This window comes from Lentzea sp. NPDC058436, from assembly GCF_042721515.1.
In the GTDB taxonomy this organism is placed as follows: Bacteria; Actinomycetota; Actinomycetes; order Mycobacteriales; family Pseudonocardiaceae; genus Lentzea.
Map to the genome: position 1 here is coordinate 105,144 of NZ_JBHXLF010000007.1, position 22,877 is coordinate 128,020.

A 22,877-nucleotide genomic window follows, 5' to 3' on the forward strand; every position below is an offset into this window, starting at 1 on the left:
TGCTACCACGGTAGCACCAATCGAGTCGCGTGCTGTCAGGCCCGTTCCGGCTGGTGGGTCTCCGGCAGCTTCAGCACCGACACCAGCGTGCACAGACCCATGACCAGCAAGAACGCCGAGACGGACATCGACGTCCCGGTGGCCCCGAGCAGTGCGGTCATCACGAACGGCGTGCCGCCGCTGACCAGGATCGACGCCAACTGGTACGCGAGAGAGGCGCCCGAGTACCGGACGTGCGGCGCGAACAGTTCACCCAGGTAGGCGGCGATCGGCCCGTACACGAGAGAGGACGCGATGCCTCCGACCGTGTTCGCGACGAACAGCAACACCAGCGAGCCCGTGTCCACGAGCAGGAAGTACGGGAACGCCCACACGATGAGGCCGACCGTGCCCGCGATGATCAGCGGACGCCGTCCCAGCCGGTCGCTCAGCGCACCGGCGTAGAGGATCACCGGGACGCTCACGAGAGAGGACAGCAGGCTCACGACCAGCACGGACTCGCGAGAGAGGCCGAGCGTCGTGGTCGCGTACGACAGGACGCCCGCGATCGACACGTAGAAGATCGCGTTGGACGCGAACATCAGGCCCGCGCCGAGCAGGATCGGCTTGCGGTGCGTGCGGAGGGCCTCCTTCAGCGGTGCGTGGACCACGGCCGGTGCGTCCGCACGGCGCTGTTGCATCTCCTTGAAGACAGGGCTGTCCTCGACCTTCAACTGGATGAACAGCACCACGGGGAAGAGGAGTGCCGACGCGAGGAACGGCACGCGCCAGCCCCACGACGCGAAGGCTTCCGGCGAGAGAGAGGTCGTGGCGCTGATGAAGGCGACGTTGCCCAGCAGCACGCCGATCGGGACGCCGGCCTGTCCGAACGTGCCCGCGAAGCCGCGTTTGCGCGGACCCGCCGACTCGGTCAGCAGCAGGACCACGCCGCCCCACTGCCCGCCGACCGCGATGCCCTGCAGGAACCGCAGCAGGACCAGCAGCACGGGCGCGCCGACGCCGATGGACGCCGTCGTGGGCAGCAGGCCGATGAGGAACGTGGCCGCGGCCATCAGCGCGAGGCAGATGACGAGGGCCGGCTTGCGGCCGACCCTGTCGCCGACGTGCCCGAACACCAGGCCGCCGAGAGGGCGCGCGATGAAGCCCGCCCAGAACGTGCTGAAGCTGAGCAGCAACGCCACGATCGGCGTCGCCTCGGGGAAGAACAGCTTGGGGAACACCAGCGCCGCGGCTGTCGCGTAGATGAAGAAGTCGTACCACTCAAGACTGGACCCGACGAGTCCGGCAGCCATGAGTTTGCGCAGGGTCTTCTGTTCCGCAGGGGCTACGCTGACCACGGAATCTCCTCACCACGTGTCGATGAACGGGCGTTTCTTCCCTTGGGGACGGGAAGTTGCGGGGGCCAGCGCCGTGGCGATCCAGCGGCGGGTGTCGGCCGGGTCGATCACGTCGTCGATCTCGAAGACCGAGGCGACGTTGAGGGCTTTGCCGTGCTCGTAGGCCATCGCGACCATCTGGTCGTAGCGCTGCTGACGTTCGCGCGGGTCCTCGATGGCGTCGAGCTCTTTCCGGAAGCCGAGTTTGATGGCGCCTTCGAGGCCCATCGGGCCGAACTCCCCGGTGGGCCAGGAGATCGCGAACTGCGGCACCTTCAGGCTGCCGGCCGCCATGGCCTGGGCGCCGAGGCCGTACGCCTTGCGCAGCACGACGAGTCCGAAGGGGACGGTCAGGTTCGCGCCCGTCACGACCATGCGGGTGAGGTGGCGGACGGTGGCGGTGCGTTCGGCCTCCGGGCCGACCATGAACCCCGGCGTGTCGGCCAGGGAGACCACGGGGAGGTCGAACGCGTCGGCGAGCTGGAGGAAGCGGGCGCACTTGTCGGCGGCGTCGGCGTCGATGGCGCCGCCGTTGACCCCGGGGTCGTTGGCGATCAGGGCGATGGGTCGGCCTTCGACCCTGATGAGTGAGGTGACGATGGCCCTGCCGAAGCCGGCGCGGAGTTCGAGGACGCTGTCGGTGTCGGCGAGGGTGGTGATGAGGGCTCGGATGTCGTAGGCGCGGAGGCGGTTCTCGGGGACGGCGTGGCGGAGGAGGCGCTGATCCGCGCAGCTCCAGGAATTGTCGGTGCTGTCTGGGAGAATTGAGTTCAGGGGTCCCCCCGGCGGCGCGGACGAAGGCTGCGCGCTCGGCGAGGGGACGCCTGCGGGAGCCTGGAAGTACGAGAGGTACTTCTTCGCGACGGCCACCGCTTCTTCCTCGGACCCGACCACGACGTCCACGACGCCGTTGGGCACCTGCACGTCCAGAGGCCCGATCTCCTCCGGCCGGAACACCCCGAGCCCGCCGCCCTCGATCATCGCCGGCCCGCCCATGCCGATGTTGGCGCCCTCGACCGCGATGATCACGTCGCACGTGCCGAGCAGCACCGCGTTGCCCGCGAAGCACCGCCCCGCGACCAAGCCTACCAGCGGCACCTGTCCGCTGAGCTGGGCGAACGCGTGGAACGAGCCGCAGTCGAGGCCGCTGACCATGCTGTGGTCGGTGTCGCCGGGGCGTCCGCCGCCGCCTTCGGCGAACAACACCACCGGCAGGTTCTCCTGCTGCGCCAACGCGAAGAGCCGGTCCTTCTTCTGGTGGTTGCGCAGGCCCTGCGTGCCGGCGAGCACGGCGTAGTCGTAGGACATCGCCACGACCCGAGAGCCGTTCACGACACCGATGCCCGCCACCATGCCGTCGGCGGGCGTGCGTTCGATCAGGTCCGGTAGCGAACGGCGTGCGCGTTGGGCGGCGATCGCGAGGCCGCCGTACTCGACGAAGTCCGAACAGAGGTCGGCGATGTTCTCCCGTGCGGTCCGCCCGCCCGAGGCGTGCCGACGAGCGGCAGCCTCCGGGCGGGAGAAGTCGTGCCGCGCCAACACCTCGGCGAGATCCGGTCGCACGACCCCAAGATCCGCCGCTACGACGTCCTCAATGGACTCACCGACGCCGGACGCCAGCACCTGACCCTCGGACACGGTGTCGCCCACCGACACCAGCACCTCGCCGGACACCCGCACGACGTGCTGCATCTTCATCGCTTCCAGCACCACGGAGTCAGGAGAAACGTCCACCACCGTGCCGGCCAACGGCGCCCGCATGCCCGAGACCGGTTCCTCGACCACGAAGTCGGTCGTCGCGCCCACGACATCGCGCTCCAAGAGCCCCCGGAGGAACTCCAAGTTCGTGGGAACGCCCTCGATCCGGAACTCGCCCAGCGCACGCCGCGCCCGGTTCAGCGCGACGTCCAGGTCCTCGCCGTGCACCACGAGCTTCGCGAGCAGCCCGTCGTACCGCGTCCCGACCCGGTAGCCGACGTACCCGTGCGTGTCGACGCGGACACCAGGCCCGGACGGAAGCGCGAAGGCGCCGAGAACGCCACCAGAGGTCTGGTTGACCCGCACCTGCACGGCCGCGCCGCGATCCGACGGCGTGAAGTCGACGTCACCGCCCCAGGCGAGCAGGAGTTGCGTGCGCACGAGGTCCACTCCGGACACCATCTCGGTCACCGTGTGCTCGACCTGCAACCGCGGGTTCACCTCCAGGAACGCGAACGAGTCCCCGGACACCAGGAACTCGACCGTGCCGACCCCGGTGAACTCGACGGCCGAGGCGATCGACACCGCCGCCGAGTGCAAGGCCTTGCGCAGCAACGGGTCCAGCAGGGGAGCGGGCGCGATCTCCACGAGCTTCTGGTGCCGCAGCTGCAACGAGCAGTCGCGGTCGCCGATCACCGAGGTCCCGACCAGCTGCACCTCGACGTGCCGGGCGGCGGGCATCAGCCGTTCGAAGTAGACGTCGTCGTTCCCGAACGCCGCCAGCGCCTCCGCCCGGCACGCGGCGACGGCGTCGTCGAGCTCCTCCGCCGAGAACACCGCCCGCATGCCCTTGCCGCCACCACCGGACACGGCCTTCACCATCACCGGGAACGTGTCGGGAGGCGCGTCCAGCACCGGAATCCCCAGCGAGGCAGCCAGTTCCCGTGCTCGCCGTTTGTCACCGAGCAGTTCCAGAACGTCAGCGGACGGCCCCACGAACGTCAGTCCGCGCGCGGAACACGCCCGAGCGAACGACGCGTTCTCGGACAGGAACCCCCACCCCGGATGCACCGCGACGCACCCGTCGGCGGCGTCAAGGATCTGCTCCACGTCCAGGTAGGGAGCCGGGCCGCGCAGCGCCACGGCACGGTCGGCGAGGGACACGTGCAGCGAGGAAGCGTCGTCCTCCGCGTACACCGCCACGGTGCGTATCCCCAGGTCAGCTGCCGCGCGCAGCACGCGGACGGCGACCTCACCCCGGTTGGCGACGAGCAGCACGGGCAACCTCCTGAGCGACCGCTTAGTATGTGACGGCGGTCGCATGTTGCCATCTGAAGTCAACGGAAGTCCATACGGAACCGATCGTGGTGCTGAGGCGTCAACGGAACACTTCGCCGCGAATGGGCGATCCAGTTGGCAGACTCCCCGCAAACATGCGAAGGGCATTCAGGAGGCCGCAGTGGTGTTCAAGAGGATGATGCGCGCGTTCGGTGTGGGCGGGCCGACTGTCGACACGGTGCTGACGAACCCGAACGTCCGGCCCGGCGAGGTGCTGTCCGGCGAGGTGCGCATCGCGGGCGGCGACCACCCGGCCGAGATCGACCACGTCACGCTGGCGCTGCTCACCCGCGTCGAGATCGAGAGCGGCGACAACGAGTACAACACCAACATGGAGTTCCACAAGTTCTCCGTGGGTCAGCGGATCCTCGCCCAGCCGCACCAGAACCTCTCGCTGCCGTTCCAGTTCCAGGTGCCGTTCGAGTGCCCGATCAACGTCGTGGGCGGCGGGCAGTTGCACGGCATGCAGCTCGGCCTGCGCACCGAGCTGGAGGTCCGCGGCGCCGTCGACCCCGGTGACCTCGACCCGATCTGGGTGCACCCGCTGCCGTCGCAGGACGCCGTGCTCCAGGCGTTCGGGCACATGGGCTTCCGCTTCACCAAGGCGGACAACGAGAAGGGCCGCATCTACGGCGTCCCGCAGCAGCTGCCGTTCTACCAGGAGATCGAGTTCTACCCGCCGCCGCAGTTCTCCGGCCGCCTCAAGCAGGTCGAGCTGACGTTCGTCACGACGCCGCAGGAGCTGCACGTCATCCTGGAGGCCGACAAGCGCGCCGGCCTGCTCCGCTCCGGTGGCGACGCGTACGGCCGCTTCGCCGTCTCGCACCAGCAGGCCGTCGGCACCGACTGGACCGCGACGATCAACCAGTGGATGGCGCAGGTCTCCGGCAGCCGCTGGTAACCCGAACGGTCGATGACGTTACGCCTCACGCTGCGTGATCTGTGCTCTGAAGGGATGATCTCGGCCAAGATCCGAAATCATCGCGGAGGAGGCGGTCATGGGCATCGGCAGCATCATCGGTGCGCTCGTCATCGGTCTGATCCTGGGCGTGCTCGGCCGGCTGTTCGCGCCGGGCAAGCAGAGCATCCCGATCTGGCTGACGATCATCGTCGGCATCGTGGCGGCGTTCATCGGCACGTGGATCGCGCGGCTGCTCGGCGTGGAGGACACGCCCGGCATCGACTGGATCGAGCTGATCGTCCAGATCGTGGTCGCCGCGGTCGGCGTGTCGGTCGTGGCCGGCGTGTACGGCCGCAAGTCGGTCAGCTAGCCGGACGGACCATCCTCAGGACGAGGTCGGCGTACATCGCGCCGATCTCGTCCGGGGTGCGTTTTCCCTCCGGCTGGTACCAGCGCGCGACGTCGATGCACAGCGACAGCACGGCCAGGGTCGCGCCCTTGAGGTCGGGCACGTCGAACACGCCCTCCCGCACGCCGTCCGCGATGTAGGACCGCATCCGCTGCTCGATCTGCCGGCGCAGCTCCGCCACCTGCCCGTGGTGTTCCGGTGAGAGCGCGCCCAGCTCGTACTGCACCACCCTCGCCGTCGTGTGGAACTCCGCGTGCCATCCCGCGAACGCCGCCACGGCGTTCTTCAGCCGCTCCACCGCGCCGTCGCCCTCGATGCTCGACAGCAGCGCGAGCGACGTCTCGTGGCCGACGAGCGAGATGTTGAACAGAAGCTCCTCTTTGGACCGGTAGTGGATGTACACGGCCGCGGGGGACATTCCGGCCAGTGAGGCGATGTCCCTGGTCGTCGTGGCGTGATATCCCTTGCCCGCGAACGCCTGGACGGCCGCGATGAGCATCCGGCGGGCGGCCTCGGGCGTGACGGTGCTCCACGTCTTGTCGAGCAGCGCGAACCCGTCCAGTCCGGTCGTGGTCATCGGGCGGCTCCTAGCGTGTTGACAGGTGATGGATCGTACTGCACGCTAAGCGTGCGCTTAGATCTAAGCAACCGCTTAGTATGGAGGTTAGTCGTGCAGCGGACGCTGTTCAACGAGGATCACGCCGCGTTCCGGGAGTCGGCGAAGGCGTTCGTCGAGCGCACGATCACCCCGAACGTCGAGAAGTTCATCGAGCAGCGGGTGATCGACCGCGACGTGTGGCTCGAAGCCGGACGCCAGGGCCTTCTGGGTCTGGAGATCCCGGAAGAGTACGGCGGCAGCGGCGCGAACGACTACCGCTTCAACACCGTGTTCGCCGAGGAGCTGTGCCGGGTCAACGCCGCGGTCGCCTCGTCGCTGGGCATCCACGGCGACGTCGTGGCGCCCTACCTCGTCGACCTGTGCACCGAGGAGCAGAAGCAGCGCTGGCTGCCCGGCATGTGCACCGGCGAGATCAAGACCGGCATCGCGATGACCGAGCCGTCCGGCGGCTCCGACCTCGCGGCGCTGAAGACCAACGCCGTGCGCGACGGTGACGACTGGATCCTCAACGGCTCCAAGACGTTCATCACCAACGGCTACACCGCCGACATGATCGTCGTCGCGGCCCGCACCGACCCGTCCAAGGGCTCGCGCGGCATCTCGCTGTTCGCCGTCGAGACCGGCATGGCGGGCTTCGAGCGCGGCCGCAAGCTCGACAAGGTCGGCCAGCACCCGTCCGACACCGCGGAGCTGTTCTTCTCCGACGTGCGCCTGCCCGCCGCCAACCTGATCGGTGACGAGGGCCAGGGCTTCATCTACATGATGGAACGCCTGCCGCAGGAGCGGATCGGCGCCGCCATCTCGAACCTCGCGCACGCGCAGGGCATCTTCGACGAGACGCTCGAGTACGTGAAGGAGCGCAAGGCGTTCGGGCAGTCGATCGGCAAGTTCCAGCACAACAAGTTCCTGCTGTCCGAGCTGCGCACCAAGCTCGACGTCACGCAGGCGTTCGTCGACACGCTGACGATGCAGCACGTCCGCGGCGAGCTGAGCCCGGTCGAGGCGGCGCAGGCGAAGTACTGGAGCGCCGACATCGAGAACGAGGTCATCGACGCCTGCGTGCAGCTGCACGGCGGCTACGGCTACATGACCGAGTACCGCGTCGCTCGCGCGTGGATGGACGCCCGCGTCACGAAGATCTGGGCGGGCTCCAACGAGATCATGAAGGAACTCATCGGCCGCGAACTGGGCCTGTAGGAGGAGAACGACATGCCGGAAGCAGTCATCGTCTCCACCGCCCGGTCACCGATCGGCCGTGCCCGCAAGGGTTCCCTCGCGTCGATGCGGCCCGACGACCTGGCCGCGCAGGTGATCTCGGCCGCGCTGGGCAACATCCCGGCGTCCGAGATCACCGACCTGCACCTCGGGTGCGCCGAGCCGCAGGACGAGCACGGCCAGAACATCGCGCGCCGCGTGGCCGTGCAGCTGGGTCACGACTCGCTGCCGGGCACGACGGTCAACCGGTTCTGCGCGTCGTCCGTGCAGACCGCGCGCATGGCCTTCCACGCCGTCAAGGCGGGGGAGGGCACCGCGTTCATCTCGGCCGGCGTCGAGTGCGTCTCCCGGTACATGCACGCCGGCGCGCCCTCGTTCAACCCGCTGTTCGCCGAGGCGCAGCAACGGACCCTGGACACCGCCGCGTCGAACGCGCCGTGGACCGACCCGCGCCTGGACGGCCAGGTGCCCGACTACTACATCGCGATGGGCCAGACGGCCGAGAACGTCGCGACGCAGCTCGGCATCTCGCGGCACGACCAGGACGAGTTCGGCGTGCGGTCGCAGAACCTCGCGGAGAAGGCGATCGCGGACGGGTTCTTCGCCCGCGAGATCACGCCGGTCACCCTGCCCGACGGCACCGTGGTCTCCGCGGACGACGGACCGCGTGCCGGGGTGACCTACGAGGCGGTCTCCCAGCTGAAGACCGTCTTCCGTCCCGAGGGCACCATCACGGCCGGCAACTGCTGCCCGTTGAACGACGGCGCGGCCGCTGTCGTGATCATGAGCGACGTGCGGGCACGTGAGCTGGGCCTGACCCCGTTGGCGCGCATCGTGTCCACGGGCGTCTCCGGCCTCTCGCCGGAGATCATGGGCCTCGGCCCGGTCGACGCCACGAAGCAGGCGCTGGGTCACGCCGGTCTGTCCATTTCGGACATCGACCTGGTGGAGATCAACGAGGCGTTCGCGGTGCAGGTGCTCGGCTCGCAGCGCGCGCTGGGCATCGACATCGACAAGCTCAACGTGCACGGCGGCGCCATCGCGCTCGGGCACCCGTTCGGCTCGACCGGCGCGCGGATCATGACGACGCTGATCAACGGCATGCAGGCCCGTGACGCCCAGTTCGGCCTGGAGACCATGTGCGTCGGCGGCGGCCAGGGCATGGCGATCATCCTGGAAAGGCTTTCGTAGTGGGAATCCTCGACAAGTTCCGCCTCGACGGGAAGGTCGCGATCGTCACCGGCGCCTCTTCGGGGCTCGGCGTCGCGTTCGCCAAGGGCCTCGCCGAGGCCGGGGCGGACATCGTGCTCGCGGCCCGCCGCGCGGACAAGCTGAAGGACACGGCCGCACTGGTCGAGGCCACCGGTCAGCGCGCGCTGGTCGTGCAGGCCGACGTGTCGAAGCCGGAGGACTGCCGCGAGGTCGCCCGTGCGGCGGCCGAGTTCGGCACGGTCGCAGTTCTGGTGAACAACGCGGGTGTGGCGTCGGCAGTGCCCGCGTCGCGGGAGACGCCGGAGGAGTTCCGCGGCGTCATGGACGTCAACCTCAACGGCGCCTACTGGATGGCCCAGGCCGCCGCGTCGGTCATGAAGTCCGGTGGCTCGATCATCAACATCTCCAGCGTCCTCGGGCTCGTGACCGGCGGTATTCCCCAGGCCGCGTACTCGGCGTCCAAGGCGGGCCTGCTCGGCCTGACGCGGGACCTGGCGCAGCAGTGGACGGGCCGCAAGGGCATCCGCGTCAACGCGATCTGCCCCGGTTTCTTCGAGTCGGAGATGACCGACCAGTACCCGCCCGGGTACCTGGAGAAGATCCAGGCGACTCTGCCATCCGGGCGAATCGGTGACCCGGAGGAGCTCGCTTCCGCCGTTCTGTTCCTGGCCTCCCCGGCGGGCGGTTACGTTACGGGCGAGACGCTCGTCGTCGACGGTGGTGCCGTGATCGTCTGACTCCAGGGGGAGCCGTGCGGGAGCCCGAGTTCAAGGTCGTCGACCCGCGAAGACGGTTCCTGCTGTGGTTCGTGCCGCCGCTGGCGGTGTTCGTGTTCGGGCTGGTGGTGCTGCTCGTTTCGGGGCACGTCACCGGCCCGTTCCGGTCTGTGACGGTCGTACGGGCGCTGTTCGCCTCCAAGCGCGACTTCTTCCAGGACGAGCAGGTCAAGCGGATCCTGATGGCCCGCGGCTACCAGGTGCACGTGACGCCCGTCGGGTCCCGCGACCTCGCGAACAAGCCCGACCTCGACTCGTACCACTTCGTCTTCCCGTCCGGGCACGTGGCGAACGAGCACGTGAAGTCGCGCCGCGCGGGCAAGCACGTGGTGCCGTACCGGCCGTTCTTCACCCCGGTCGTGCTGGCGACGTTCCGCGAGTACGCCGAGGCACTGGTGCAGGCCGGCGCCGCGACCCGCAACGGCGACCTCTACTACGACCTCAAGATGGACGAGTTCAAGAAACTGGCCGACGGCCGCAAGCGGTGGAACGACTACGGCCTCTCCAACGAGAACCGGATCACCGTGCAGTCGCCGGACCCCTGCAAGGCCTACTCGGGCGCGACGCTCGTCGGGTTCTTCGCCACCGCCTTCGGTGACGAGCCGCCGCAGACCGTCGAGGCGGCGGAGAAGCTGGCGCTGGAGGTCAAGCCGTACGTCGACGCGCAGGGCCAGGCCGGCGAGGACATGGCCCCGAAGTACTTCGTGCCGGAGGGCCGCACGCACGCCGTCATCGCGGTGATCTACGAGCACCAGTTCATCGCCTACCAGTTGCGGCAGAAGAACGTCGACACCGAACGCGTCCTGCTCTACCCGGAGAAGCAGCACCAGAGCACGCCGGAGCTGATCTCGTTCACGCCGGAGGGCGACCGGATCGGCGAACTCATGATGAACGACCCCGAGCTGCGTCAGCGCGCGGTCGAGCTGGGCTTCCACTCGCTGGGCTGGAACGGGGAGACCGGCGCCGACTTCGGGGCCTACATCGCGTCCCGCGGACTGCCGGAACCGCCGGCAGGGGCGAAGGGCAGGGTGGAACTGCCCAAGGCGGAGCTCTTCGAGCGCATGCTCGACGTCGTCGGCGAGTGCAAGTGAGGGTGCTGGCGGCGGTTCTGCTGCTCCTGCTGACGGCGTGCACGTCCAGCACGCCGCCGGTCCGGCTGAAGGTGCTCGCGAGCACCGAGCTGGCCGACCTCGGACCGGTGCTGGCGGAGCTGAAGAAGGCCACCGGCGTCGAGCTGGCCGTGGAGCACCGCGGCACCGTTGAGGCCAGCAGGTCGCTCGACGGGTTCGACCTGGCGTGGTTGTCCACCAACAGGTTTCTGCGGCTGCGCGGTGCCGAGCCGGAGCTGGCGGCGAGCATCATGACGTCCCCTGTGGTGCTCGGGGTGAAGCGCGGCAAGCGGGCGGTGCTGGGAGAGCGGCCGACGTGGGCGGACGTCGCCGACCGGGCCGCGCTGGGCCAGTTCCGCTACGGAATGGCCGATCCGCGCGTGTCCGGCGGCGGCATGGCGGCGTTGATCGGCGTCGCGACGGCGGCCGCGGGCACCGGTGCGCCGTTGCGTCCCGAGGACGTGAGCTGCGACCGGTTGCAGGGATTCCTGTCCGGACGGGCGTTCGACGTGCCGGACCCGGTCGCGGAGTTCGCGCGCCGGTCCGATGTGGACGGACTCGTCGCGCACGAGTCGGAGTTGTTGTCCCTGAACGCCTCCCTGCCGGAACCGCTGGAGATCGTCTACCCGCGCGACGGCATCGTCCTGTCGGACTACCCGCTGATGCTGGTCAAGCCCGAGCACCGAGCGGTGTACGACCGCGTTGTCGAATGGCTTCGAGCGCCTGCCGCCCAGCAGATGATCGCCGACCGCACGTGGCGCCGACCGGTCGAACCCTCGGTGCAGCGCAACGAGAAGCTGCGCGCCGACCTCGGCACAGCCCTGTACTTCCCGGACAGGCCCGAGGTGATCGACCGGCTGCTGCTCTTCCACGACCGCGCGGGCGAGGGCCGCCAGGTGGTCTTCGTGCTGGACTACTCGACGTCCATGCGGGGCCCGCGCCTGGCCGGGCTGCGCGAGGCGTTCGCGTCGCTCAACGGTTTCGACCGCTTCTACGTCGGAGAGACCGTGACGATCGTGCGGTTCGCGGGCACGGTGCTGGAGGAACGCTCGATCACCGTCCGCGGTCGCGAGGACCTCGACGCGCTGCTGGCCGTCGTCGCCTCCGAGGACCTGCGGGACAACACCGCGATCTGGGCCGCGCTGGAACGCGGCCTGCAGCTGGCGAGAGGCGAGACGGCGGTCGTGCTGATGACCGACGGCGAGAACAACGCGGGACCGTCCGTGGACGAGTTCCTGAGGGTCGGCAGGGGAGAGGTGCCGGTGTTCCCGATCCGGTTCGGCGAGGCCTCCACGGCGGAGCTGGACCGGGTGGCGCAGGCGAGCGGTGGCCGTCTCGTGGAGGCCGGCGCGAAGTCGTTGCTGGAGGCGGTGAGAGAGATCCGTGGCTGTCGATAGGGCTTTGTGGTGGTCGGTCTCGTGGGGCTGGATCCTGCTGTGGGTGGCGACGCTGCTCGCGTTGATCGTGGTGGTCGGTCTGGGCTGGCGGTGGCTGCGCCGCCGTGAGCCGGAACCCGAGGTGCCCGGCCTGCTGTTCTACGTGCACGGCCAGCGCATGATCAACCTGTGCAAGGTCGGCCGCTACGACGACGCCGTCACCCGGCAGTTCGTCAAGCAGATCACCGTCACCAAGGGCGGCAAGCTGCAGGTCGGCCCCAGCGAGTTCGGCATCGGCGTCGACGGCTCGGTCGTCGAGCAGAACACCGACACCTACGAGAAACCCGCCACGGAGATCGACGTGATCGGCGTCGTGCTGGCCGGCCTGCGCGCGGGCCACGGCGTGGTCGACGTCGACCTGACCACCCGGACCATCACCGCCGACGAGTCGTGGCGGCGGGGAAGAGCGCGGCGCCTCAACGACATCCGCGACTACGTGTCGCTGCACGGCCGGTTCGAGGCCAGCGCCGACGAGGACCCGGCGGTGCTCATCGCCCCCGTCGGCGAGCACCGCGTCCGGGTGGAGTGCGACCGCGCGAGCCTGCGCGACACGTTGCCACCGGGCCAGTTCAACGCCCGATGCCTGGGGAAGGTCCAATCGTGGAACGCGGCCACCGGTGAGATCGTCGTGCTGCCGGTCGTCGTATTCCAGTAGACGCGTGGGGGACGATCAGCGCGTGCTGGTTTCATTGGACGAGGTACTCGTGGTCGACGTCGAGTCGACGTGCTGGGAGGGCTCTCCGCCTCCCGGCGAGGTGTCGGAGATCATCGAGATCGGGATCTGCCCGCTCGACGTGGCCTCGGGGAAGCGCGGGGAGCGTCGTTCCGTGCTGGTGCGGCCTTCGCGGTCGTCCGTCAGTCCTTTTTGCACTTCGCTGACGACGCTGACCGCCTCGCAGGTTTCGGACGGCGTCTCGTTCGCCGAGGCGTGCGCTCTGCTGCGCAAGGAGTTCCGGTCGGATCGCCGCGTGTGGGCGTCGTACGGTGATTACGACCGGAAGATGTTCGAGCGGCAGTGCGCCGACTTCGGCGTCCGCTATCCGTTCGGGCCGCGGCACCTCAACGTCAAGACGTTGTTCGCGCTGACGCACGCGTTGCCGCGCGAGGTCGGGATGGCCGAGGCGGTGAAGTTGACGGGGCGGAAGATCGACGGCACGCACCACCGCGGGCACGACGACGCGTTCAACATCGCGGGCCTGCTGGCCGGGTTGCTTCGGCGCTGAGTCCTCATCGGACACGCCGTGATTCACGGATGTCGGATCCCGTCCGTAACGTTTGGGACATGTCCGACCCCACGTTCCGGCAGGTGCGCCTCGGCGAGGCCCTGAAGAGGCTGCGCGAGCGAGCCGGGCTGAGCCAGCGTGAGGCGGCCTACCGGCTCCGCTACAACTACCAGAAGCTGAGCCGCATCGAGAACGGCCAGTTGCCGGACTTCCACGGCCTCCGGGCGATGCTTGACCTCTACGGCGTGCTCATGTCGGAGGAGTCGCCGTACATCGAGATGTGGGAACGCGCGGTCGAGAAGGGGTGGTGGCACCCCTACGGCATCGAGGATCACGGCTACATCAGCCTGGAGCACGATGCCGTCCGGGTCAGCGCGTTCTCACTGGGCTACATCCCGGGCCTCCTGCAGACCGAGAGCTACATGCGCGCGGTGTTCCGGGGATGGCAGGTCCAACGCTCGCGCAAGTGGATCGAGAACCAGGTCGCGGTCAGGCGACGGCGGCGGGAGCGGCTGGACGACGGACTGCAGTACCACGCGGTCATCGCCGAGGCGGCCTTCGCGCAGGCCGACCGCGAGCAGCTGTTGCACATCAACGACATGGGCGCGCGACCCAACGTGTCGGTGCAGGTCCTGCCGAACGCCGCAGGTCTGAACGACGGGTATAACGGATCGTTCCTCCTGCTGGACTTCTCCTACCCCGGCGACATGACCGTGCTCTACGTCGAGCACCCCGGCGGAGCCGCGCACGTCGAGAACGTCGCGCAGGTGAAGGCCAGTAAACTGGTCTTCAAGCACCTCTCGAAGCTGGCGCTGACTCCAGACGAGTCCGCCGAGTGGGTCGGGAGGTTGGCTGCCGAGAGGTAGGGATTGACATGTGGCGCAAGAGCAGCCGCAGCAATGGCGCGCAGGGTTCCGACTGCGTGGAGATCGCCCTCGACGGTTCCGCTGCCCGCATCCGTGACTCGAAAGGCGAAGCGGACGCCACCGTCGCGGCGCCCGCCTGGAATGCCTTCCTCACCATGGTCAAGAACGACCTCAGAAGCTGATCACGTCGGCGGTGTCCGGGTTCGCCCTGCCCGCCAGCACCGCCTGCCATACGTCGACCAGCTCGTCCGGCCCGCTGTGCCGCGCGACCGCGACCCAGTCACCGGCCTGGGCCGTGAAGCCCCGCCAGGCCTCGCCGAACCGCTGAGCGAGCCCGTCCGAGCCCCAGTCCGCGGTGCGCTTGCGCAGCTGGTCCGGCGCGAAGAAGAACTCCGACCGCGAGTCCTGCGACGGCGCCTTGTGGGTCAGGCCGATCGAGATGTCCTTCACGAGGTCCGCCCCGAGCCGTGAGTGCAGCGCCGAACGCACGTCGGCGGACCCGCTGAAGTCCAGGTACACCGAAGGCTCGACGTCCACGGCGGCGTCGTAGGGGAGCACGGTGTCGTAGAGGCCCAGGCCCTTGGTGAATTCCACGTTGCGCGGCGATGTCAAACCGACCAGCCGGACGCCGTGCGCGCGCAGGCATTGGGCGGTGCCGAACGCGGTCTTGCTGGAGGCGGAGGAGATCACGACCGTGCGGGCGCCGTGGAAGTCGTTGTCGGCCAGCTGGTCCGCGAGCAGGAACGACGTGAGGAACAGCGGCCGGTACAGCACCTGGAGGTCTTCCAGAGCGTCGTCGTAGGCGGGATCGGACGACGTCACGAGGTAGCTGTTGTACACGCCCGGCAGTTCGGCGCGGTGGTCCGCCGTGTCCGCGAAGCCGGACGACGTCAGCTTGGCGCGCGCGACGAAGTGGCTCGCCATCGGCAGGTAGCCGTAGACGCGGGTGCCGGCGGGCAGTGCGTCCACAGTGGAGTCGACGACGTCCGCGAAGCCCCACACCGGGATGACGCCCTGGCCGGGACCGCCCGCGGGGAAGAACTTCCAGTAGCCGATGACGTCACCGATCACGCCGTAGGTGACGTTGTTCGCGGTGAGGCCGACGTGGCTGGTGCGGAGCAACACCTCGCAGTCGGACAGGTCGTGCGACTGCGGCAGTTCGTCGTGCAGGACTTCGGTTTTGGTCAGGTCGTCGCGGTCGACGACCACTGTCCAGCGACTGATCATTGCCTGGGTTCTCCTTGGTAGCGAGGTACGCTCCGGTCGTGACCGTGCCTGAAAGACTGATCGACGCCGCCACCCGCCTCTTCGCGGACAAGGGGTACGAGCGGGTCGCCGTGCAGGAGATCGTGGAGAGCGCCGGAGTCACCAAGGGCGCCATGTACCACTACTTCGGGTCGAAGGACGACCTGCTGCACGAGATCTACGGGCGGTTGCTGCGCTTGCAGACCGAACACCTGGAGAAGATCGCGTCGAGCACGGGGCCGGTCACCGAACGGCTGCGCGAGGCCGCGATCGACGTGATCGTCACCAGCGTCGACGACTTCGACGCCGCGAAGGTGTTCTTCCGTTCGATGAACCACCTCTCCGAGGAGAAGCAGCGGGAGGTGCGGGCGGAACGGCGGCGCTACCACGAGAAGTTCCGCGGCCTGGTCGAGGAGGGGCAGCGGGACGGGACGTTCCGAGCGGACGTGCCCGCCGACGTGGCCACGTACTACTTCTTCGGGTCGTTGCACCAGCTCGGCACCTGGTACCGCCCGGACGGGGACATCCCGCCCGAGCGGCTGGCGCAGCACTACGCGGACCTGCTGATCCACAGTCTCAAGGCCTGATCAGGGCACGATCACGCTGACGATCTCGGCGACGCAGGCGGGCTTCTCGCTGCCCTCGATCTCGATGACGACCTTGGTCACGAGCTGCTTGCCCAGCGCGATGTCCGTGACGTCCAGCAGCTCGACGCCGCCGCGCACCCTGGCGCCGACCAGCACCGGCTGCGGGAAGCGGACCTTGTTGCTGCCGTAGTTGACGCCCATCTTGATGTTCTTGACGGTGTAGACGTCCCGCACCAGGTACGGGACCAGCGACAACGTCAGGTAGCCGTGCGCGACCGGTCCGCCGAAGGGGCCCTTGGCCGCCTTCTCGACGTCGATGTGGATCCACTGGTGGTCCAGCGTCGCGTCGGCGAACAGGTTGACCTGCTCCTGCGTGATCTCGTGCCACTCGCCGAAACCGAGGTGCTGGCCCTTCGCGGCCACCAGCTCGTCGATGTTCTCGAAAGCGCGCATGGTGGGCGTCCTCAGTCCTTCGGTCCGCCGGCGACGTAGATGACCTGGCCGGACACGAACCCGGCACCCTCGCTAACGAGGAACGACGCGGTGTGCGCGATGTCCTCCGGCTGGCCGACGCGCGCGACCGGGATGGCCTGCGCGGAGCCGTTGATCAGGTCTTCGAACGAGATCTTCATGCGCTCGGCCGTCGCCTTGGTCATCTCGGTGACGATGAAACCGGGCGCGATCGCGTTGACCGTGACGCCGAACTTGCCGAGCTCGATCGCGAGGGTCTTCGTGAACCCCTGCAGACCGGCCTTGGCGGCGGCGTAGTTGGCCTGGCCGCGGTTGCCGAGCGCGCTGGTGCTCGACAGGTTGACGATGCGGCCGAAGCCCTCCTTCGTCTGGAACGCCTGGACGGCCTTGCTCATGAGGAACGCGCCGCGCAGGTGCACGTTCATGACCGTGTCCCAGTCGCTCGCGGACATCTTGAACAGCAGGTTGTCGCGCAGCACGCCCGCGTTGTTGATGAGCACGGTCGGCGCGCCGAGCTGCTCGGCGACCTTCGCGACGGCGGCGTTGACCTGCTCCTCGTCGGACACGTCGACCTTGAGGCCGATGGCACGCCCACCGCCCGCGACGATCTTGTCGGCGCCGTCGAGCACGCCCTGCTCGTCGAGGTCGAGCAACGCGACGGCCAGTCCGTCCGCGGCGAGGCGCTGCGCGACCGCGGCACCGATGCCACGAGCCGCGCCGGTGACGATCGCAACCCTGTCGGCCACGGGTCCTCCTTCGATTCCGGTGGTGAGCTAAGCAAGCGCTTAGTAACGTACCTATCAGTCCGCTTGACGTCCAGGTCTGTGCGGACGACCATACCGACTGGTCGGAATGTGGCAATTCGAGGAGGCAGGTGCCCGTGGAACTCACCGGCAAGGTCGCGCTCATCACCGGCGGATCCAACGGCATCGGCGCCGCGTCCGCCCGGCGTCTGGCATCGCTCGGCGTCCGCGTCGTGATCGCTGATGTGGACGCCGACCAGGGCAAAGCCGTTGCCGATGAGGTCGGCGGCGTGTTCGTGCGGTGCGATGTGACCGTTCCTTCGGACTCCGCGGAGGCCGTCGCGGTCGCCGTGCGGGAGTTCGGCGGGCTGGACATCGTCTTCCTGAACGCCGGCATCGGCACCGGCTGCTCGCTGGGCGACGACTTCGACGTCGAGGTCTACCGCCGCGCGATGGCGATCAACCTGGACGGTGTCGTCTACGGCGCGCACCACGCGTTGCCCGAGGTGCGCAAGCGCGGCGGTCAGATCATCGCCACGGCCTCCATGGCCGGTCTGATGGCCATGCCCGGCGACCCCGTCTACGGCGCCAACAAGGCCGCCGTCGTCGGCCTCATGCGCTCGCTCGCCGGAGCACATCCGGACGTGCGCGTGAACGCGCTGTGCCCTGGGTTCGCCGACACCAACATCATCGTGCCGCTGCGTTCGACGCTGGAGGAGATCGGCATGCCGATCATCCCGGTGTCCGCCGTGGTGGACGCCTTCATGTCCATTGTGGAGGGTTCAGGGACCGGCGAGGCCTGGTTCGTCCAGGCAGGCCGCCCGTCGGAGCCGTTCGGCTTCCGCAACCCGCCCGGCCCGCGCGCCGCCGACGGTTCGCGCATCGGCGCCGCTTCGCTGGACCCCGTTTCCATCGCGCTTGAGGAGAACTGACCGTGCGTGCCATCCAGATCACCGAGTTCGGCGGGCCCGAGGTGTTGCGGCAGGTGGAGCTGCCAGACCCCGTCGCGGGTGAGGGCGAAGTGCTGATCAACGTCTCGCGCGCCGGGCTCAACTACGCGGACACGCACCAGGCGGAGAACTCCTACCTGGCGAAGATGGAGCTGCCGCTGGTGCCCGGCGGTGAGGTCGCCGGGGTCACGGCGGACGGGCGTCGGGTCGTGGCGCTGACGAAGAACTCCGGCGGGTACGCGGAGAAGGCCGTCGCGCCTGCTCTGACGACCTTCGACGTTCCCGACGGCGTGGACGACCTGACCGCGTTGTCGTTGATCGTGCAGGGGGCCACCGCCTGGTTGCTGCTGCGCAAGTCCACGCACATGGAGCCCGGCGAGTCGGTCGTCGTGCACGCCGCCGCCGGTGGTGTGGGGACGATCGCCGTGCAGCTGGCCAAGTTGTGGGGTGCGGGGCGGGTGATCGCCACCGCTTCTTCCGAGGAGAAGCGGAAGTTGGCTTTGTCGCTCGGGGCGGACGTCGCCGTCGACTCGCGCGCCGAGGACATGACCGCGGTGCTGAAGGAAGCCAACGGCGGGCGTCGCGTCGACGTCGTGCTGGACATGACCGGAGGGGCTACCACTGACCAGTCGCTCGTGGCGCTGGCTCCGTTCGGGCGCCTTGCGTTTTATGGGATGGCCTCGCGGGAAAGGCCGAAGCCGGTTGACCTCGGGGCGCTGCTGGTGCACTCCACGGCCGTTGCGGGTATGTGGCTGCCCCACGCGTTGAAGGTTCGCGACGCCGAGCACGGGACGCTTGCACATCGTGCGATGGCCGAGCTGTTCCAGCTTGTGGTGGACGGCAAGCTGAAGGCCGTTCCCGGTGGGGAGTACGGGATGGGTGAGATCCGGCAGGCGCACGAGGACCTGCGGTCGCGCAAGACGGCGGGCAAGCTGCTGCTCGACCCGGCTCGCTGACTCGAACCAGTAAACCTGCGATCAACAGTCGCCTGAAACGCCGAGAGGGCGGTCCGCCGAAGCGGGCCGCCCTCTCGTTCGAGCTCCAGACCTACTCGGAGAGCTCCGCCAGCTGGGCCTTCACCTTGGCCAGCTCGGCCTCCAGCTCCTCCATGCGGGTGCGGTGCTGGTCGCGCGCCGCCTCGAGCACCGACTCGATGCCCTCGGCGATGTCCTCGTGCAGCTCCTTGGCCGCCTTGGCGACCGCGACGGCCGGGATGACCAGGCCCGACACGACGCGCTGCGTGCCGTGGACCAGGTCGGCCTGCCACTCGCCCTCGGCGGTGCCGGTCACCGTGAGCGTGAGCTCCACGGTGCGCGTCTTCTTCGCCGTGCTCTTCGGGCGGCCGGCCTTCGGCTTCTCAGCCTTCGGGGGCGCCGGCGCCTCGACGGGCTTGGGAGCCTCGACGGGCTTCGGGGCCTCGGCCTCGGGGGTGGCCGGCGCCGGAGTCTCCTCCACGACGGTCTCCTCGACTGCCTGAACCTCGGTGAGCGTGTCCGACACGATCAGGTTTCCTCTCTCCACAACGACGTGACCCCGAGCACAGCATAGAACACCTGTTCGATCAGCCGTGAATGGGGTCAGTGGAGAGCCTAGTCAGTACGGCGGGAGCTGCACGCGCCACTGCCGTTCGACGTCGAGGACGCCGGGTACCGCCTGCAACGCCGGGATGGCCCTCACCTCGGCCGTGCCGGTGACCACGCCCAGTGCCGCGAGGACGGTGTCGACCACCAGGCCTGCCTCCCGCAGGTCGTCGAGGACCTGCGGGAGGCTGCCGTCGGTCACGGAGACCATCACCTGGTCGACCGGAGCGGTCATGGTGCCTGGACGAGTCCGGCGCCGATGTCCGTGGACGGCAGCGGCAGACGCAGCGCCGCTCCGACCAGGCGGGCCCACAGCTCGTAGCCGCGTGCGCCGGTCTTCTCCGCGATCAGCACGGCCACGCCCGCCGCGTGCGGGGTCGCCATCGACGTGCCGCGCAGGCGCTTGTACTTCTCCGGGAGCTTGAAGGAGGAGTACACGTCGACGCCGGGGCCGCACACGTCGATCTGGCCGATCTTGTCCGCCGAGCCCGACGAGAACGACGCGATCGCGCGGTTCACGTCGATCGCCGCCACCGCGATGATGCTCGGGCACCGGGCCGGGTGGCCGACCGGTGCGATGCGGCCGGGACGCGAGGAGGCGTTGCCGGACGCCGCGATGATCAGCGTGCCCTTGGCCAGCGCGCGCTGTGCCACGGTCTCGTAGATCTGCGAGTACGGCGTGCCCGCCGGGACGTCGGCGCCCAGCGACATCGAGATGACCGCGCAGCCGTTCGTGATCGCCCAGTCGATGCCCGCGAGGATGCCGCCGTCGGAGCCGGAGCCCGCGTTCGACAGCACCTTGCCCGCGAAGATCTCCGCCTCGTACGCGACGCCGTAGCCGGGCAGCGTGGCGGGCTTGCGCGGGCCCGCGGACGTGCCGATGCAGTGCGTGCCGTGGCCGTGGCCGTCCTGCACGTCCTCGCCGGCGATGAACGACTGCGTGGTGATCGCGCGGCCCGCGAAGTCCGGGTGGTTCTTCTCCCAGCCCGTGTCGAGGACGGCGATCTTCACGCCCTTGCCGGTGGCCGTGCTGACGTCCGCGCCGACCGCCTGCAGCCCCCAGGTCAGCACCGACTCGTCCACGGCCTGCGCCTGTGCCTCCTCGGCCGGCGCGGCGTCGTCCTGGAACGCGTGCACGACGCGTTCCGGTTCGACGATCTGGACCGGGCCCGGGCGCTCGGCGGCGCCGTTCAGCTCGGCCAGCAGGTTCGGGTCGGCGGACACGACCGCGACACCGAGTTCGGGGAAGACCTGCACGGTCTCCGGGTCCAGATCGCCGCTGTTGAGGTCGAACCCGGCGATAGCGCCGAGCTCGGCCACCCCCTCTTCGATCGCGTCTTCCTGCAGCAACACCAGGAAACGGCCGGTGGTCTCCACTTCCGCGGGTTCGGTCATGACGTTTCGCCCCTACTCTCCAACTTGCCCTCACTAGAGAGTCGTCACATCGGGGCTCTTGTTTCAGGCCATTTGCCTTCTGCGTTGAAAGAATTCACCGATCGGCTCAACGTACTTGGCGGCGATCGGCCCCAGGATGGCCATCAGCAGCACGTACGCGGTCGCGAGCGCCGCCAGGTCGTCGTCCACCTGCCCAGACGCGACGGCCAGGCCTGCGATGACGATGGAGAACTCACCGCGCGCCACCAGTGCCGCGCCCGCACGCATGCGACCCATCTTGCCGATGCCCTGCCTGCGCGCCGCCCACCAGCCGGTGAACACCTTCGTAGCCGTCGTGACGGCGGCCAGCGCCACCGCGATTCCAAGAACGGGTGGAATCGAACGCGGATCGGTGTTCAGCCCGAACACGACGAAGAACATCGCCGCGAACAGGTCCCGCAGCGGTTCGAGCAACCGCGTCGCGTTCTCGGCGGTCGACCCGGAGATCGCGATGCCGAGGAGGAACGCGCCGACGGCGGCGGAGACCTGCAGCTGCGACGCGATGCCGGCGACGAGCAGCGCCGAGCCGAGCAGCTTGAGCAGGAACACCTCGTGGTCGGGACTGTCCACGATGGCCGAGATGAACCGGCCGTACTTCAACGCCACCACCAGGACCACGGTGATCGCGAGCAGCGAGATGCCCACCGACGTGAGTCCGCCGAGGAAGCTCACGCCCGCCAGCACCGCCGTGAGCACCGGCAGGTAGACGGCCATCGCGAGGTCCTCGAACACCAGCACCGACAGCACGACCGGCGTCTCGCGGTTGCCGAGACGACCCAGGTCGCCCAGCACCTTCGCGACGATGCCCGACGACGAGATGTAGGTGACGCCCGCCATCGCCAACGCGCCGACGGGACCCCAGCCGAGCAGGATCGCCGCGATCGCACCCGGTGCCGAGTTCAGCACCAGGTCGAGCACGCCCGCCATCCACGACTTCTTCAGCCCGGTGGTGAGCTCCGACGCCGAGTACTCCAGGCCGAGCAGCAGGAGCAGCAGCACCACGCCGATCTCACTGGCGAGGTGAGTGAACTCCTCGATGCCGTGCAACGGGACGAACCCGCCCTGACCGAACGCGAGCCCGCCGATCAGGTACAGCGGGATCGGGGAGATGCCGGCACGCCGAGCCACACGACCCAGCAGGCCGAGGCCGAAGAACACCGCGCCGAGCTGGATCATGGCGATTGTTGTCTCGTGCACTGTGCTTAACCGCCGTGGAGGATCTCAGCGGCGGCGTCGAGGCCTTCCGCGGTACCGACGACGACCGCGAGGTCACCGTTTTCGAAGATGAAGTCGGGGCCGGGCGACGGATGGGCGTTGCCCGCGCGCACGACGGCCACGATGGACACACTGGTCCTGGTGCGCAGAGCGGTCTCGCCGAGCGTGTGGTTCGCGAAGGCGGTGACCGGCAGCTGGCGGGTGGTGATGCCCGCGATGTCGCGGGTCTCCTCGCGGAGGTGGGCGACGAGCTGCGGCGCGCCGAGCAGGCCCGCGAGCGTGTTCGCCTCTTCCGGCGAGAGGGGTATCGAGGCGGAGCAGGAGTCCGGGTCGTTCGCCTTGGAGACGATCAGTTCGAACTTGCCGTCCCGATAGGTGATCACGCCGACTCGACGTCCGGCGCGGATGGTGAAGTCCTGGCGCGTCCCGATGCCCGGCAGGGGCGTGATCTCTACGTTCACACAGATCATGATA

At 68.8% G+C, this 22,877-nt stretch carries 25 protein-coding genes; 14 read left to right on the plus strand and 11 right to left on the minus strand.

Features of this window, described 5'->3' with window-relative positions:
* Positions 1-35: 35 nt before the first annotated feature.
* Together ACFWN2_RS25595 and ACFWN2_RS25600 are read right to left on the minus strand one after the other, a co-directional pair.
* Positions 36-1,337 (minus strand): MFS transporter, encoded by a 1,302-nt coding sequence (locus ACFWN2_RS25595; protein ID WP_382431397.1) that lies wholly within the window; start codon positions 1,335-1,337, stop codon positions 36-38.
* Positions 1,338-1,346: 9 nt separating this feature from the next.
* Complete coding sequence (locus tag ACFWN2_RS25600) at positions 1,347-4,352, minus strand: carboxyl transferase domain-containing protein (protein ID WP_382431399.1); 3,006 nt, start codon at positions 4,350-4,352, stop codon at positions 1,347-1,349.
* A gap of 181 nt (positions 4,353-4,533) precedes the next feature.
* Here ACFWN2_RS25600 and ACFWN2_RS25605 point away from each other — a divergent pair, with 181 nt between their 5' ends.
* Positions 4,534-5,313 carry a sporulation protein gene (locus tag ACFWN2_RS25605; RefSeq protein ID WP_382431401.1) on the plus strand — a complete coding sequence of 260 codons (780 nt, stop codon included), beginning with the start codon at positions 4,534-4,536 and terminating at the stop codon, positions 5,311-5,313.
* A gap of 97 nt (positions 5,314-5,410) precedes the next feature.
* Positions 5,411-5,683 carry a GlsB/YeaQ/YmgE family stress response membrane protein gene (locus ACFWN2_RS25610; protein ID WP_253327788.1) on the plus strand — a complete coding sequence of 91 codons (273 nt, stop codon included), beginning with the start codon at positions 5,411-5,413 and terminating at the stop codon, positions 5,681-5,683.
* Here ACFWN2_RS25610 and ACFWN2_RS25615 read toward each other — a convergent pair.
* A complete protein-coding gene (locus ACFWN2_RS25615; RefSeq protein ID WP_382431403.1) occupies positions 5,676-6,299 on the minus strand; it encodes a TetR/AcrR family transcriptional regulator in 624 nt (207 codons plus the stop codon). The two genes, ACFWN2_RS25610 and ACFWN2_RS25615, sit on opposite strands and share 8 nt — an antisense overlap.
* 93 nt (positions 6,300-6,392) lie before the next feature.
* Here ACFWN2_RS25615 and ACFWN2_RS25620 point away from each other — a divergent pair, with 93 nt between their 5' ends.
* Genes ACFWN2_RS25620 through ACFWN2_RS25660 form a run of 9 tightly spaced genes read left to right on the plus strand, consistent with a single transcriptional unit; the run spans position 6,393 to position 14,360 of the window.
* Entirely contained in the window at positions 6,393-7,538 is a 1,146-nt protein-coding gene (locus ACFWN2_RS25620) for an acyl-CoA dehydrogenase family protein (protein WP_382431405.1), read from the plus strand.
* Between the two features lie 12 nt (positions 7,539-7,550).
* The gene (locus ACFWN2_RS25625; RefSeq protein ID WP_382431407.1) at positions 7,551-8,747 is read left to right on the plus strand and encodes an acetyl-CoA C-acetyltransferase; all 1,197 of its coding nucleotides are present in this window, start codon (positions 7,551-7,553) and stop codon (positions 8,745-8,747) included.
* A complete protein-coding gene (locus ACFWN2_RS25630; protein WP_382431409.1) occupies positions 8,747-9,505 on the plus strand; it encodes an SDR family NAD(P)-dependent oxidoreductase in 759 nt (252 codons plus the stop codon). The genes ACFWN2_RS25625 and ACFWN2_RS25630 overlap by 1 nt, the downstream gene beginning before the upstream one ends.
* A 14-nt stretch (positions 9,506-9,519) precedes the next feature.
* The gene (locus tag ACFWN2_RS25635; protein ID WP_382431411.1) at positions 9,520-10,635 is read left to right on the plus strand and encodes a hypothetical protein; all 1,116 of its coding nucleotides are present in this window, start codon (positions 9,520-9,522) and stop codon (positions 10,633-10,635) included.
* Positions 10,632-12,050, plus strand: a complete 1,419-nt coding sequence (locus ACFWN2_RS25640; RefSeq protein ID WP_382431413.1) for a VWA domain-containing protein — start codon at positions 10,632-10,634, stop codon at positions 12,048-12,050. Before ACFWN2_RS25635 ends, ACFWN2_RS25640 begins: the two co-directional genes overlap by 4 nt.
* Complete coding sequence (locus tag ACFWN2_RS25645) at positions 12,037-12,744, plus strand: hypothetical protein (RefSeq protein ID WP_382431415.1); 708 nt, start codon at positions 12,037-12,039, stop codon at positions 12,742-12,744. The genes ACFWN2_RS25640 and ACFWN2_RS25645 overlap by 14 nt, the downstream gene beginning before the upstream one ends.
* Positions 12,745-12,766: 22 nt before the next feature.
* Positions 12,767-13,312, plus strand: coding sequence for an exonuclease domain-containing protein (locus tag ACFWN2_RS25650; RefSeq protein WP_382431417.1), 546 nt, complete (start codon positions 12,767-12,769; stop codon positions 13,310-13,312).
* Positions 13,313-13,371: 59 nt separating this feature from the next.
* On the plus strand, positions 13,372-14,178 hold the full coding sequence (locus ACFWN2_RS25655) for a helix-turn-helix domain-containing protein (protein ID WP_382431419.1): 807 nt from the start codon (positions 13,372-13,374) through the stop codon (positions 14,176-14,178).
* 8 nt (positions 14,179-14,186) lie between these two features.
* Positions 14,187-14,360 (plus strand): DUF397 domain-containing protein, encoded by a 174-nt coding sequence (locus ACFWN2_RS25660; protein ID WP_382431421.1) that lies wholly within the window; start codon positions 14,187-14,189, stop codon positions 14,358-14,360.
* Here ACFWN2_RS25660 and ACFWN2_RS25665 read toward each other — a convergent pair.
* On the minus strand, positions 14,350-15,405 hold the full coding sequence (locus ACFWN2_RS25665; RefSeq protein ID WP_382431423.1) for a DUF2855 family protein: 1,056 nt from the start codon (positions 15,403-15,405) through the stop codon (positions 14,350-14,352). The genes ACFWN2_RS25660 and ACFWN2_RS25665 overlap by 11 nt on opposite strands.
* Before the next feature lie 38 nt (positions 15,406-15,443).
* Between ACFWN2_RS25665 and ACFWN2_RS25670 the strand changes: the two genes are divergently transcribed.
* On the plus strand, positions 15,444-16,010 hold the full coding sequence (locus ACFWN2_RS25670) for a TetR/AcrR family transcriptional regulator (protein WP_382431425.1): 567 nt from the start codon (positions 15,444-15,446) through the stop codon (positions 16,008-16,010).
* On the opposite strand, the gene ACFWN2_RS25675 is transcribed toward ACFWN2_RS25670, so the two are convergent.
* Together ACFWN2_RS25675 and ACFWN2_RS25680 are read right to left on the minus strand one after the other, a co-directional pair.
* The gene (locus ACFWN2_RS25675) at positions 16,011-16,463 is read right to left on the minus strand and encodes a MaoC family dehydratase (protein WP_177230067.1); all 453 of its coding nucleotides are present in this window, start codon (positions 16,461-16,463) and stop codon (positions 16,011-16,013) included.
* An 11-nt stretch (positions 16,464-16,474) separates the two neighbouring features.
* Positions 16,475-17,227, minus strand: coding sequence for an SDR family oxidoreductase (locus ACFWN2_RS25680; RefSeq protein ID WP_382431427.1), 753 nt, complete (start codon positions 17,225-17,227; stop codon positions 16,475-16,477).
* A 128-nt stretch (positions 17,228-17,355) separates the two neighbouring features.
* On the opposite strand from ACFWN2_RS25680, the gene ACFWN2_RS25685 reads away from it, so the two are divergent.
* Positions 17,356-18,156: an SDR family NAD(P)-dependent oxidoreductase gene (locus ACFWN2_RS25685; protein ID WP_382431429.1), complete on the plus strand. Its 801-nt coding sequence runs from the start codon at positions 17,356-17,358 to the stop codon at positions 18,154-18,156.
* Between the two features lie 2 nt (positions 18,157-18,158).
* Positions 18,159-19,130, plus strand: coding sequence for a zinc-binding alcohol dehydrogenase family protein (locus tag ACFWN2_RS25690; protein WP_382431431.1), 972 nt, complete (start codon positions 18,159-18,161; stop codon positions 19,128-19,130).
* 91 nt (positions 19,131-19,221) lie between these two features.
* On the opposite strand, the gene ACFWN2_RS25695 is transcribed toward ACFWN2_RS25690, so the two are convergent.
* The 5 genes from ACFWN2_RS25695 to ACFWN2_RS25715 form a co-directional block, all read right to left on the minus strand.
* Complete coding sequence (locus ACFWN2_RS25695; protein WP_382431433.1) at positions 19,222-19,674, minus strand: DUF6319 family protein; 453 nt, start codon at positions 19,672-19,674, stop codon at positions 19,222-19,224.
* 93 nt (positions 19,675-19,767) lie between these two features.
* Entirely contained in the window at positions 19,768-19,989 is a 222-nt protein-coding gene (locus ACFWN2_RS25700; protein WP_382431435.1) for a hypothetical protein, read from the minus strand.
* Positions 19,986-21,149 (minus strand): S8 family serine peptidase, encoded by a 1,164-nt coding sequence (locus ACFWN2_RS25705; protein ID WP_382431437.1) that lies wholly within the window; start codon positions 21,147-21,149, stop codon positions 19,986-19,988. Before ACFWN2_RS25705 ends, ACFWN2_RS25700 begins: the two co-directional genes overlap by 4 nt.
* Positions 21,150-21,212: 63 nt before the next feature.
* Entirely contained in the window at positions 21,213-22,364 is a 1,152-nt protein-coding gene (locus ACFWN2_RS25710; protein WP_382431780.1) for a cation:proton antiporter, read from the minus strand.
* A gap of 26 nt (positions 22,365-22,390) precedes the next feature.
* Positions 22,391-22,864, minus strand: coding sequence for a cation:proton antiporter regulatory subunit (locus tag ACFWN2_RS25715; RefSeq protein WP_382431439.1), 474 nt, complete (start codon positions 22,862-22,864; stop codon positions 22,391-22,393).
* Positions 22,865-22,877 lie beyond the last annotated feature (13 nt).